This window comes from Streptomyces sp. NPDC001728 (genome assembly GCF_040297565.1).
Classification (GTDB): Bacteria; Actinomycetota; Actinomycetes; order Streptomycetales; family Streptomycetaceae; genus Streptomyces.
In genome coordinates this window covers 212,793-225,204 of record NZ_JBEOZK010000008.1, presented here as the reverse complement: position 1 = coordinate 225,204, position 12,412 = coordinate 212,793, and the positions used below count along the sequence as shown (strand labels likewise).

10 protein-coding genes are annotated in these 12,412 nt (G+C 72.4%); all 10 read left to right on the top strand.

The window, feature by feature from the left end:
- Positions 1–4 precede the first annotated feature (4 nt).
- The 10 genes from ABT154_RS15250 to ABT154_RS15205 all read left to right on the top strand — a co-directional run bounded on the left by ABT154_RS15250 (position 5) and on the right by ABT154_RS15205 (position 12,376).
- The gene (locus ABT154_RS15250; protein ID WP_351857223.1) at positions 5–973 is read left to right on the top strand and encodes a carbohydrate ABC transporter permease; all 969 of its coding nucleotides are present in this window, start codon (positions 5–7) and stop codon (positions 971–973) included.
- A complete protein-coding gene (locus ABT154_RS15245; RefSeq protein ID WP_351857221.1) occupies positions 970–1,821 on the top strand; it encodes a carbohydrate ABC transporter permease in 852 nt (283 codons plus the stop codon). Before ABT154_RS15250 ends, ABT154_RS15245 begins: the two co-directional genes overlap by 4 nt.
- Before the next feature lie 4 nt (positions 1,822–1,825).
- On the top strand, positions 1,826–3,475 hold the full coding sequence (locus ABT154_RS15240) for a beta-N-acetylhexosaminidase (protein WP_351857219.1): 1,650 nt from the start codon (positions 1,826–1,828) through the stop codon (positions 3,473–3,475).
- Between the two features lie 225 nt (positions 3,476–3,700).
- Positions 3,701–4,576 carry an FAD binding domain-containing protein gene (locus ABT154_RS15235; RefSeq protein WP_351857217.1) on the top strand — a complete coding sequence of 292 codons (876 nt, stop codon included), beginning with the start codon at positions 3,701–3,703 and terminating at the stop codon, positions 4,574–4,576.
- Positions 4,573–6,129, top strand: coding sequence for a (2Fe-2S)-binding protein (locus ABT154_RS15230; protein ID WP_351857215.1), 1,557 nt, complete (start codon positions 4,573–4,575; stop codon positions 6,127–6,129). The genes ABT154_RS15235 and ABT154_RS15230 overlap by 4 nt, the downstream gene beginning before the upstream one ends.
- Positions 6,126–8,465: a xanthine dehydrogenase family protein molybdopterin-binding subunit gene (locus ABT154_RS15225; RefSeq protein ID WP_351857213.1), complete on the top strand. Its 2,340-nt coding sequence runs from the start codon at positions 6,126–6,128 to the stop codon at positions 8,463–8,465. The genes ABT154_RS15230 and ABT154_RS15225 overlap by 4 nt, the downstream gene beginning before the upstream one ends.
- Positions 8,466–8,609: 144 nt before the next feature.
- Positions 8,610–9,071, top strand: a complete 462-nt coding sequence (locus ABT154_RS15220) for a DUF2563 family protein (protein WP_351857212.1) — start codon at positions 8,610–8,612, stop codon at positions 9,069–9,071.
- Between the two features lie 44 nt (positions 9,072–9,115).
- A complete protein-coding gene (locus ABT154_RS15215; protein WP_351857210.1) occupies positions 9,116–10,621 on the top strand; it encodes a hypothetical protein in 1,506 nt (501 codons plus the stop codon).
- Between the two features lie 17 nt (positions 10,622–10,638).
- The gene (gene mycP, locus ABT154_RS15210) at positions 10,639–11,886 is read left to right on the top strand and encodes a type VII secretion-associated serine protease mycosin (RefSeq protein WP_502969505.1); all 1,248 of its coding nucleotides are present in this window, start codon (positions 10,639–10,641) and stop codon (positions 11,884–11,886) included.
- A gap of 70 nt (positions 11,887–11,956) precedes the next feature.
- Complete coding sequence (locus ABT154_RS15205) at positions 11,957–12,376, top strand: hypothetical protein (RefSeq protein ID WP_351857208.1); 420 nt, start codon at positions 11,957–11,959, stop codon at positions 12,374–12,376.
- Positions 12,377–12,412: the final 36 nt, after the last annotated feature.

Sequence of the window (12,412 nt, the reverse complement as noted above, 5' to 3'; positions counted from 1 at the left end):
CCGGATGACGACCCAGCTCACCGCCCCGGAGAAGCGGCCGGTCGCGACCGCGACCGCGACCCCGGCCCCCGGGCCCGCACGGCCCGGCGGCCCCAGGGGCCACCGCCCGTGGACCCCCTGGCTGTACCTCCTGCCCGCCCTCGTCGTCCTCGGCGGACTCCTCGTCTACCCCGTCTACCAACTCGGCCTGATCTCCTTCCTGGAGTACACCCAGGCCCAGGTCAGCGGCGGCGAACCCACCTCCTTCAAGGGCTTCGACAACTACACCGCCCTCTTCTCCGACCCCCAGTTCCGGCAGGTCCTCCTCGCCACCGTCCTGTTCGCCGCCGCCTGCGTCGTCAGCACGCTCGCCGTCGGCTGCGCCCTCGCCGTACTCCTCACGCGCGTGCGTGCCCTGCCCCGGCTGGTCCTGATGGTGGCCGCGCTCGGCGCCTGGGCCACACCCGCGATCACCGGCTCCACGGTCTGGGTCTTCCTCTTCGACCCCGACTTCGGCCCCGTCAACCGACTGCTCGGGCTGGGCGACTTCTCCTGGACGTACGGGCGGTACAGCGCCTTCGCGCTGGTCCTCCTCGAAGTCGTCTGGTGCTCGTTCCCGTTCGTGATGGTCACCGTCTACGCGGGCATCAGGGCCATCCCCGGCGAGGTCCTGGAGGCCGCCGCCCTCGACGGCGCCTCGCAGTGGCGGATCTGGCGCTCGGTCATGGCACCGGTGCTCCGGCCGATCCTGGTCGTCGTCACCATCCAGTCGATCATCTGGGACTTCAAGCTCTTCACCCAGATCTACGTGATGACGAACGGCGGCGGCATCGCCGGCCAGAACCTCGTCCTCAACGTGTACGCCTACCAGAAGGCCTTCGCCTCGTCCCAGTACAGCCTGGGCTCGGCGATCGGCGTCGTCATGCTGCTGCTCCTGCTGGCCGTGACGCTCCTCCACCTGCGGCTGCTGCGACGCCAGGGAGAAGAACTGTGAGCGCGACGGTCACCCGGTTCCGCATCCGCCGCCCCGGACGGCTCGCCGCCGAGGCGGTCACCCTGCTCGTCGCCGCCGCCGTCGCCTTCCCGCTCTACTGGATGGTCCTCTCGGCCTTCAAGCCGGCCGGCGAGATCCAGTCCACCGAACCCCGGCCGTGGACGCTCTCCCCTTCGCTCGACTCCTTCCGGCGGGTCTTCGAGCAGCAGGAGTTCGGCCGCTACTTCCTCAACTCGCTGATCGTGGCGGTCACGGTCGTCCTCGCCTCCGCCCTCATCGCCTTCCTGGCGGCGACGGCCGTCACCCGGTTCCGCTTCCGGTTCCGGACGACGCTGCTCGTCATGTTCCTCGTCGCCCAGATGGTGCCGGTCGAGGCGCTGACCATCCCGCTGTTCTTCCTCATGCGGGACTTCGGCCAGCTCAACACCCTCGGCTCGCTGATCCTGCCGCACATCGCCTTCTCGCTGCCCTTCGCGATCTGGATGCTCCGCGGCTTCGTGAAGGCGGTCCCCGAGGCACTGGAGGAACAGGCCCAGATCGACGGCGCGAGCCGCACCCGCTTCCTCTGGCAGATCCTCTTCCCGCTGGTCTTCCCCGGCCTCGTGGCGACGAGCGTCTTCTCGTTCATCTCCACCTGGAACGACTTCCTCTTCGCGAAGTCCTTCCTCATCAGCGACACCTCGCAGTCGACCCTCCCGATGGCCCTGCTCGTCTTCTTCAAGCCCGACGAGAACGACTGGGGAGGAATCATGGCCGGGTCGACCGTGATGACGGTCCCGGTGCTCGTCTTCTTCGTACTCGTACAGCGCCGCCTGGTCTCGGGACTGGGCGGGGCGGTGAAGGACTGACGCGATGACCACTGCCCACCCCATGGACCTGATCCCGGCGCCGCTCCTCCAGGAGGTGCGCGGGGACTCCCCGGGCCGTTTCCCGCTCGACGAGCGGACCACCCTCGACGCCGGACCCGGCACCGGGTCCACCGCCCGCTGGCTCCGTACCGTCCTCGGTGCCGCCACCGGGCTGCCCCTCCCCGACGGGGCCGGCGAGCACGCCGTAAGCCTGCGGATCAGCGAGGACGTGGAGCGGGAGTACGGGCCCGAGGGCTACCGCCTCACCACGGAGGGCCCCGACGCCGCCGTCGTCATCGAGGGCGGCGGCCCCGCCGGGGTGTTCTGGGGCGCCCAGACCCTCCGTCAGCTCCTCGGCCCGGAGGCGTACCGCCGGGCGCCCGTCGGAGCCGGGCACCCGGACCTCCCGTACGTCACCGTCGCCGACCGGCCCCGCTTCGGCTGGCGCGGCCTCATGCTCGACGTCTCCCGGCACTTCCTGCCCAAGGACGATGTCCTGCGCTACCTCGACCTCCTCGCCGCCCACAAGCTCAACGTCTTCCACTTCCACCTCACCGACGACCAGGGCTGGCGCATCGAGATCAAGCGCCACCCCCGGCTCACCGAGGCCGGCTCCTGGCGGGCCCGCAGCAAGTGGGGGCACCGGGCCTCGCCGCTCTGGGACGACACCCCGCACGGCGGGTTCTACACCCAGGACGACATCCGCGAGATCGTCGCCCACGCCGCCGAGCGGCACATCACCGTCGTCCCCGAGATCGACCTTCCCGGCCACTCGCAGGCCGCCATCTCCGCGTACCCCGAACTCGGCAACACCGACGTCGTCGACACCGCCGCCCTCACCGTCTGGGACACCTGGGGCGTCAACCCCAACGTCCTCGCCCCCACCGAGACCGTCCTGCGCTTCTACGAGGGCGTCTTCGAGGAGGTCCTCGACCTCTTCCCCTCGACCTTCGTCCACGTCGGCGGCGACGAGTGCCCCAAGGACCAGTGGAAGGCCTCCCCGGCCGCCCAGGCCCGCATCGAGGAACTGGGAGTGGGGGACGAGGACGGCCTCCAGTCCTGGTTCATCCGCCACTTCGACCGCTGGCTGACCGCGCGCGGACGCCGCCTCATCGGCTGGGACGAGATCCTGGAGGGCGGCCTCGCGGACGGCGCCGCCGTCTCGTCCTGGCGGGGCTACGGAGGCGGCATCGCCGCCGCCGAGGCCGGGCACGACGTCGTCATGTGCCCCGAGCAGCAGGTCTACCTGGACCACCGTCAGGCACCGGGCGAGGACGAGCCGATGCCCATCGGGTACGTCCGCACCCTGGAGGACGTCTACCGCTTCGAGCCCGTACCACCGGGCCTCTCTCCCGAGGCCGCCGCCCGCATCCTGGGAACCCAGGCCAACGCCTGGACCGAGGTGATGGAGAACCGCTCCCGCGTCGACTACCAGGTCTTCCCCCGCCTCGCCGCCTTCGCCGAGGTCGCCTGGTCCGCGCTCCCCGCGCCGGAGGCGCGCGACTACCCGGCCTTCGAGCGCCGGATGCACACCCACTACCGCCGTCTGGACGCCCTCGGCGTCGACTACCGGCCGCCCGCCGGACCCCACCCCCGGCAGCAGCGCCCCGGGGTCCTCGGACGCCCCCTCGAAGGGAAGCCCCCGATCGTGTGAGGGACCCGACATCCCCCTTCACCCAAGAGCGGCGAAACGGAAGTTACCGTCGCTCCTCGGGGCGTCCCGGACGGAACAGTCCTTCGCGGGCCCTCGCGCCGGACCGCTCGGAAGATGTGCCAGAGTTGCCACGTCCGGCCTGTGAGCACGTACGGTACGCCCACACGCAGGCGCGACCGCCGGGCACAGTCGGGGACCACCGGGACACCGGGAAGGGGCAGCGGGTTGACCACGCACGCACCACAGACGGCGCAGTCCGTGACGCTGCCCGCCTCGCTCGACGAGGCCGTGGCGGCGCTCACGGCGATGCCGGCCGCCGTCCCCGTCGCCGGCGGCACCGACCTGATGGCCGCCGTCAACAAGGGGCAGCTCCGCCCCGCCGGACTCGTCGGCCTGAGCCGCATCAACGAGATCCGCGGCTGGCAGTACCAGGACGGTCACGCCCTCCTCGGCGCGGGCCTCACCCACGCCCGGATGGGCCGCCCCGACTTCGCCGCCCTCATCCCGGCCCTCGCCGCCGCCTCCCGCGCCGCGGGGCCGCCCCAGATCCGCAACGCCGGCACCCTCGGCGGCAACGTCGTCACCGCCGCGCCCACCGGCGACTCGCTGCCCGTCCTCGCCGCCCTGGAGGCCGACCTCGTCGTCCTCGGGCCGCTCGGCAGCCGCGAGATCCCCGTCTCCCACCTGCTCGCGGGACGCGACCTGCTGGCCCCCGGCGAACTCGTCGCCTTCGTCCGTGTCCCGCTCCTCCACGCCCCCCAGGTCTTCGTCAAGGCCACCGGCCGCACCGGCCCGGCCCGCGCCACCGCCTCCGTCGCCGTCGTCCTCGACCCGGCCAGGCGCGGGGTGCGCTGCGCGGTCGGCGCGGTGGCGCCGATGCCGCTGCGCCCGCTGGAGGCGGAGCGCTGGATCGCCTCGCTGGTGGACTGGGACAACGACCGGGGCCTCGCCCCGGAGGCGCTGGCGGCCTTCGGCGAGTACGTCGCCGCCGCCTGCATCCCGGACCCGCCGGGCGGCGAGGCGTTGCCCCCGGCCGTACAGCACCTGCGGCGCACCGTCGCCGCACTCGCCCGACGGGCACTGGGGAGGGCACTGTCGTGAGCAACAACGAAGAGCAGCACCGGAACCCGGGCGGCTGGGAGCCGATCCCGCAGAGCGAGGGGTACGACGGCGACGCGACGGCGTTCGTCCAGCTGCCGCCCGACTTCATGCTGGACGGCGTCCCGCTGGAGGCGCCGGGCCACGGCTACGTACCGCCGATGATCACCCCGCTCCAGCCCCTCGCCCCGCAGGCGGCGACGGACCCGGCGGCGACGGGCACCTGGACGGTCCACCCGCCGGCGCAGGCGGAGCAGACGCAGTACTTGGACGGGAACGAGTACGTCGAGGGGGCGGAGCGGGGGTTCGGGGGCGCGGAGCGGTTCAGGCCGCCCGCGTACGTGGAACAGGTCGGCCAGGTCGGCCAGGTCGGTCACGCCGGCCAGGTCGGTCACGTCGGTCACGTCGGGGAAGTCGGCCGGGTCGGGGAGGCCGATCAGACCGGGCACGCCGAGTACCTGGCGCAGGACCCGCACGCGACGGCCGAGTGGCGCTTCACGGAGGTGGCGGCGCCCGCCGTCGACCCCGGCTCCACCGGACAGTGGTCGATTCCGCCCGTACCGGACATGGCCGTGCCGGAGACGGTCGTACCGGACACGGTGGGAGTGCCCGAGGCGGGTGCGGAGCAGGGCGAGTTCGCCGCCCCGCCCGTCAGGCCGTACGCCGAGGCCCCGGCGACGCTGCCGGGCGGCGCCCCGGCGCCGTGGGCGCTGCCGGAGGAGCCGGTGGCGGAGGCCCTCGCCGCATCGGGTGAGGAACCGGCCGGGCCGGTGGAAGCCGCGGATCTCGTTGATGCGGCTCAGGCCGACGGCGACGCGGATGTTGCGGATGTCGCGGACGGCGGCGAGACGGCCGATGAGCCGGGCGCGCCCGACGCCGACCGCGGCCCCGGTCCCGACTCCGCCCCTGCCCCTGCCCCCGATCCCGAGCCCGCTCCTCCCGAGGACGTCGTCGAGCCCGCCGCGGGCGCCTTCGCGTCCACCGACAGCGACGAGCACCCCCACACCTCGTACACCCTCCGGGTCAACGGTGCCGACCGGCCCGTCACCGGTTCCTGGATCGGTGAGTCCCTGCTCTACGTGCTGCGCGAGCGGCTCGGCCTCGCCGGGGCCAAGGATGGCTGCTCGCAGGGCGAGTGCGGCGCGTGCAACGTGCAGGTCGACGGCCGGCTCGTCGCCTCCTGCCTGGTGCCGGCGGCGACCGCGGCCGGGAGCGAGGTGCGGACGGTCGAGGGCCTCGCGGTCGACGGCGAACCCTCCGACGTGCAGCGGGCGATGACGAAGTGCGGCACGGTCCAGTGCGGCTTCTGCATCCCCGGCATGTGCATGACGGTGCATGACCTCCTGGAGGGCAACCACGCCCCCACCGAGCTGGAGGCGCGCCAGGCGCTCGCGGGCAACCTGTGCCGCTGCTCCGGCTACCGGGGCGTACTCGAAGCCGTACGGGACGTCGTCTCCGAGCGCGAGGCGAGCGCGGCGGCCACCGCGCACGAGGGCTCCGACGAGCCCCGTGTCCCGCACCAGATTCCCCACGCGCACGACGGAGGCATGGCGTGAGCAGCGACGCGACCACCGCCGTTCCCACGGCCCCGGTCCCGGTCCCCGAGCTGTCGGGGGCGGGGCCCCTGGGCCAGGAGCAGCCCGCGCACGGCCTCGGCACCTCGCTCCCGCAGGCCGAGGCGCGGGCGAAGACCGAGGGCACCTTCCCGTATGCCTCCGACCTGTGGGCCGAGGGCCTGCTGTGGGCGGCGATCCTGCGCTCCCCGCACCCGCACGCGCGCGTGGTCTCGGTCGACACGAGCGCCGCGACGGCGATGCCGGGCGTACGGGCGGTGGTGACGGCCGCGGACGTACCGGGCGCGGCGACGTACGGGCGGCAGGTCGCCGACCGGCCGGTCTTCGCCTCCGACCTGGTCCGGCACCACGGCGAGGCGCTGGCCGCCGTCGCCGCCGACCACCCCGACACGGCCCGGCTGGCCGCCGCCGCGATCACCGTCGAGTACGAGGTGCTCGACCCGGTGACCGACCCGGAGAAGGCGTTCGCGGCCGAGGCGCTGCACCCCGACGGGAACCTGATCCGGCACATCCCGCTGCGCTTCGGGGACCCGGACGCGACCGGTGAGGTCGTGGTGGAGGGCCTGTACCGGATCGGACGGCAGGACCCGGCGCCGATCGGCGCCGAGGCGGGCCTGGCCGTGCCGCGCCCGGACGGCGGGGTGGAGCTGTACACCGCGTCGACGGACCCGCACACCGACCGGGACCTGGCGGCGGCCTGCTTCGGGCTGCCGACCGACCAGGTCAAGCTGGTCGTCACGGGTGTCCCTGGTGCCACCGGGGACCGTGAGGACCCGGGCTTCCAGATCCCGCTGGGCCTGCTGGCGCTGCGTACCGGCTGCCCGGTCAAGCTCACCGCCACGCGCGAGGAGTCCTTCCTCGGCCACGCCCACCGGCACCCGACCCTGCTGCGCTACCGCCACCACGCGGACGCGGAAGGACGCCTCGTGAAGGTGGAGGCGCAGATCCTGCTCGACGCGGGCGCGTACGCGGACTCCTCGTCCGAGTCGCTCGCGGCGGCCGTGGCCTTCGCGTGCGGCCCGTACGTCGTCCCGCACGCCTTCGTCGAAGGCTGGGCGGTCCGCACGAACAACCCGCCGTCCGGCCATGTACGGGGCGAGGGCGCGATGCAGGTGTGCGCGGCGTACGAGGCGCAGATGGACAAACTGGCGGCGAAACTGGGCGTGGACCCGGCGGAGCTGCGCATGCGGAACGTCATGGCGACGGGTGACATCCTGCCCACCGGCCAGACGGTGACGTGCCCGGCGCCGGTGGCCGAACTCCTGGCGGCCGTAAGGGACTTCCCGCTGCCGGCCCTCCCGAAGGACACCCCGGAGGGTGACTGGCTGCTGCCCGGCGGCCCGGAGGGCGCGGGCGAACCCGGCGCGGTGCGGCGGGGCGTGGGCTACGCGCTGGGCATGGTGCACATGCTGGGCGCGGAGGGCGCCGACGAGGTCTCGACGGCGACTGTACGGGTCCTGGACGGCGTGGCCACGGTCATCTGCTCGGCGGTGGACACCGGTTCGGGCTTCTCGACGCTCGCCCGGCAGATCGTGCAGGACACGCTGGGACTCGACGAGGTGCACGTGGCGCCCGTCGACACCGACCAGCCGCCGGCCGGACCGGCGGCGCACGGCCGCCACACCTGGGTCTCGGGCGGGGCGGTCGAACGGGCCGCGAAGATGGTCCGTACGCAGCTTCTCCAGCCGCTGGCGCACCAGTTCGGGATGTCGACGGAACTCCTCCAGATCACCGACGGCAAGATCACGTCCTACGACGGGGTGCTCTCGACGACGGTCACCGAGGCGATGGACGGCAAGGAACTCTGGGCCACGGCCCAGTGCCGCCCGCATCCGACGGAGCCGCTCGACGAGGCGGGCCAGGGCGACGCGTTCGTCGGCCTGGCGTTCTGCGCGATCCGCGCGGTGGTCGACGTGGACATCGAACTCGGCGCCGTACGGGTCGTGGAGATGGCCGTCGCGCAGGACGTCGGCCGCATCCTGAACCCGGCGCAGCTGACCGCCCGCATCGAGGCGGGTGTCACACAGGGCGTGGGCGCGGCGCTCACGGAGAACCTGCGCACGACCCGCGGCGTGGTGCGGCACCCCGACTTCACGGGGTACGCACTCCCGACATCCTTGGATGCCCCGGACATTCGCATCGTGAAACTGGTCGAGGAACGCGACGTGGTCGCGCCCTTCGGCGCGAAGGCGGCGAGCGCGATCCCGGTCGTCACCTCACCCGCCGCAGTGGCCTCAGCGGTACGCGCCGCAACGGGCCGCCCGGTCAACCGCCTCCCGATCCGCCCCCAGGCGGCCGTCGCCGTGCCCAATTCGTAACCATGTGATGTCCGTTGCTTGTGCAACCGGGAGATGCGCACTGTCGTCGTTCCTGACTACAGTGAACTTCTAGACTTGGTGGTAGGCGTCACGCAGCGGACGTCCCGTCATGGTCATGACGGTTCACGGGGGAGGAGCGCGGGCATGGAAGCCTACGTGGGCGGGGGCATGCGAACGCAGGCCGTGAAGTACAGCGCCGACTCCATGCAGAAGTTCAAGCAGCGTGTCGACGAGCTCATCCTGGAGCTCAACGGCTCGGACGCGAGCTCCGGGAAGCTGAAGACGGCCCCGGTGTCCCGCGCGCAGTTCGGCGGAGGCGGCGCGGCCTGGGCCGAGGCCCAGGGGGCCTACGCCGCGTACGACGAGACCCTCGGGCGCCTGGTGGCGCTCTCCGGTCTGCTCAAGGACTGCCTCGAAGGTCTCGGGATCGCCGTCGTCGCCTCGAAGCAGGGCTTCGAGGAGATGGACGACGACATCAAGCGCAAGATGATCGAGATCCACCAGCGGACGCAGGACGCCAAGGACAAGGCGGACAAGGAAGCGGGCCGCGAAACCTCGGCGGGCGGACACGGCGACAAGCCCGAGGGTGACGGCCCCTACCAGTAGGCGGGCGCGGACAGAATTTCAGCGGCACGGGGAAGAGGCGAGGGATGAGGCCTGCAGAGGGCGGCGGAGGCGGCGGAACCAACTTCGCCGGCATGGACCACCAGAAGATGCTGGCGTGGCTGGACGAGGCGAGCAGCTACTACGTCAGGGACGCGGCGGACCGGCTGAAGTCGGTCTCGGACCAAATGGAGGCGATCGCCTCCGACTTGCGTGCCAGCATGAGGAACATGGACTGGGAGGGCGAGGCCGAGAAGGCCTTCGTCGAGTGGGCCACGGAAGTGGCCAACTCGACCACGCTGCTCTCGGACTACAGCGAGCGCGGGGCCAAGCACATGGCGGAGAACGCCGCGGCCATCGCCTCGGCGCAGAGCGCCATGCCCCGGTACGTCTCCCACGCGAACGCGAAGGAGAACCTGGAAGCCGCCCTGAAGTACCACAACGACCCGGACTCGCAGACCGTCGCGCGGAACGCGCGGGGCTCGATGGCGAAGAGCGACGACGCCGCGGCCATCGCGGCCAAGGAGCTGGAGAACAAGCAGGCGGCGGCGGCCGAGATGTACCGCCTCTCGGACGCGTACAAGTGGTCGTCGTTCTACATGAAGAGCAACGAGGCGCCGACCTTCCCGCCGCCGCCGGGGGCGTTCGTTCCCGACCGCACCGGTGATCTCAGCACGGGCACCCATATCGACCCCGCGACGCGGAGCAACAGGCGTTCCACGGGTACGGACGCGGGGACGACGACGTCGGACACCACGCGTCCGCAGCAGGAGATCCGCTCCACGTCCGACACCAGCACGATCCCGCCGAAGGGCGACACCACCGGGCCGACGCACATCATCCGCCCCGAGGTCCGGCCCGAAGCCCCCGTCGACCTCGGCATCGACAGCGTGGACACGCTGCCGCAGACGACCACGACCCACCCGACCACGCACACCCCGGGCGGTCAGCCGCCGCTCACCAAGCCGGACGGCGGCACGCCCCCGTTCGTGACGCCCAACGGCGTCCCTCCCTTCACCGGGAAGGGCGGCCCCGGGCCGCTGGCCCCCACCGGCCCCGTCACCGGCGGCACGCGCAACCCGATGAACACCGGCCGCGGCCTCCCGGGCCCGCTGGGCGGCACCCGCGAGGGCATCAGCGGCGGCCGTCCTGTGCCCCACACTCAGGGCCGCCCGCAGACCGGCCTCCCTCGGAGCCCCGTCATCGGCAACGAACAGAGCGGCGGCCGCAACGGCACGGGCATGGGCCGCGGCATGGGCGGCGGCGGTATGGGCGGCCACATGGGCGGCACGGGCGCCGGGCAGAGCGGCATCAGCGGCGGACGCCGCCTCGCCGGTGAGACCGGCGGGGTCGTCGGCGGCAAGGCGCAGCGCGCCGGCGCCGCCGGTGGCACCGGGCGTCCGTTCACGCCGGGCGGTTCCGGTCTCGTGCGCGGAGGCGCCACGAAGCCCGGCGACCGCGAGGAGCAGAACGGAGAGCGTCCCGACTACCTCGTCGAGGACGAGGAGACCTGGCAGCAGGGCCGCCGCGTGGCGCCGCCCGTCATCGACTGATCAGCGCGAGGAAGCAGATGCGTACCAGCAGTATTCGTCGGAGCCGTGCCCGAGTCACCGCCTCGGCCGCCTTGGGGATGCTGCTGGTGGGCATCGCTTCCGTCCCTGCCCACGCGGAAGGTGTCCGGGACCGGCAGTGGCACTTGGACGCCTTCGGCGCCGAGAAGATCTGGCAGCTCAGCACGGGTGAAGGCGTGACCGTCGCCGTTCTCGACAGTGGCGTGGAGAAGCAGAATCCGGATCTGCGGGGCCGGATCCTCAAGGGCAAGGACTTCGCCCCCGATCAGCCCGGAGACGAGTACACCGACTACACCGGGCACGGCACGGGAATGGCGGGCCTCATCGCGGGCACCGGGGCACGGGACGGCGGCAACGGCGCCTACGGACTGGCCCCGGGGGCCAAGATCCTTCCCGTCCGCGTGCCCGGGGCGGACACGGGCAAGGTCAGTCAGGCCGCAGCCAACGAAGAGTTCAACCGGGTCATGCCGCAGGCCATCCGCTACGCCGCTGACGCCGGTGCGAAGGTCATCAACATCTCGCAGGGCGCCACGGAGGGGTCGAAGCAGCTCACCGAAGCCGTGAAATACGCCCTGGACAAGGGATCACTCGTCTTCGCGGCCGTCGGGAACAGCGCCGACAAGGGCAACGAAACCGAGTACCCGGCAGCGACCCCCGGCGTCGTCGGGGTCGGTGCCTCGGACGAAAAGGGCAAGCGCATCACGGTGTCCCAGTTCGGCCCCCAGGTCGATCTCGTGGCTCCGGGCAAGGACACCGTCCACGCCTGTGGCGGAGGCACCGGACTTTGCCAGTCCACCGGTACCAGCGACGCCACCGCCCTCGCCTCCGCCGCCGCCGCGCTGCTCTGGGCCAAGCACCCCGACTGGACCAACAACCAGGTCCTCAAGGTCATGCTCAACACCATCGCCCGGCCCGAGGGCGGCGAGAAGCGCAGCGACTACATCGGCTTCGGAGCCATCCGTCCCCTGCGCACCCTGAAGACCCCCGGCGACCCCGGCCCCGCCGACATCCGGCCCATCGACGACCTCACCGAGGCCGCCCCCGAGACCCCGACCGCCACTCCGACCGACCTGCCGTCGGCCGACCCGGCCCCCTCGGAGTCCGCCCCCGGCCCCGCCCCGGCCCCCCAGGCCGCCGCCTCCGAAGACGGCGGCAACGCCGGTCTCTGGATCGGTCTCGGTATCGGCGCTGCCGTGCTCATCGGTGCCGCCGTCGCCGTTCCCTTCCTCCGCTCGCGGCGTAGCTGAGCCCGCCCGCCGCCGAGTCCGCCCACCCGCCTGCCGCCAGGCCGTACGTCACTCACCCATGGGGAAACACATGTCGTTCGACGAGGAGTGGAGCCAAGCCCGCAGCGAAAGCGTGGCGATGAGGCTCAACAGCGTGCCCACCGACCCCGGCGGGGGCGGTGGTGGTCCCAGCGACTACAAGGTGACCTCCGCCGACCTCAAGGCCATCGGCAACGAGGCCCAGGAGCTGTTCCACTGGTTCGAGCGGGACGCCTTCCACGCAGGCGCCCAGACCGACACCGCCTCCACGAGCCTGGACGGCGACGGCTTCCGGACAGGGTCGGCGATGTGGACCATGTGGGACACCTGGCGCGGCCAGGCCGAGACGCTCCTCAGCGCCTGCGCGCACATCCACAACCACCTCGAAGACACCGTCATCAGCCACACCAACCACGAAGAGGTGCTGGTGACGAACTTCTCCATGTCCACGATCGACAAGCACTTCAAGTGAGCCGACGCCGGTAACAGCGGCTGACGAGGGATACAG

Excerpts from the sequence above, each read along its gene's own strand:
- ABT154_RS15250 (WP_351857223.1), top strand. The coding sequence starts at position 5 with ATGACGACCCAGCTCACCGCCCCGGAGAAGCGGCCGGTCGCGACCGCG.
- ABT154_RS15240 (WP_351857219.1), top strand. The coding sequence starts at position 1,826 with ATGACCACTGCCCACCCCATGGACCTGATCCCGGCGCCGCTCCTCCAG.
- ABT154_RS15220 (WP_351857212.1), top strand. The coding sequence starts at position 8,610 with ATGGAAGCCTACGTGGGCGGGGGCATGCGAACGCAGGCCGTGAAGTAC.
- ABT154_RS15215 (WP_351857210.1), top strand. The coding sequence starts at position 9,116 with ATGAGGCCTGCAGAGGGCGGCGGAGGCGGCGGAACCAACTTCGCCGGC.
- mycP (WP_502969505.1), top strand. The coding sequence starts at position 10,639 with ATGCGTACCAGCAGTATTCGTCGGAGCCGTGCCCGAGTCACCGCCTCG.
- ABT154_RS15205 (WP_351857208.1), top strand. The coding sequence starts at position 11,957 with ATGTCGTTCGACGAGGAGTGGAGCCAAGCCCGCAGCGAAAGCGTGGCG.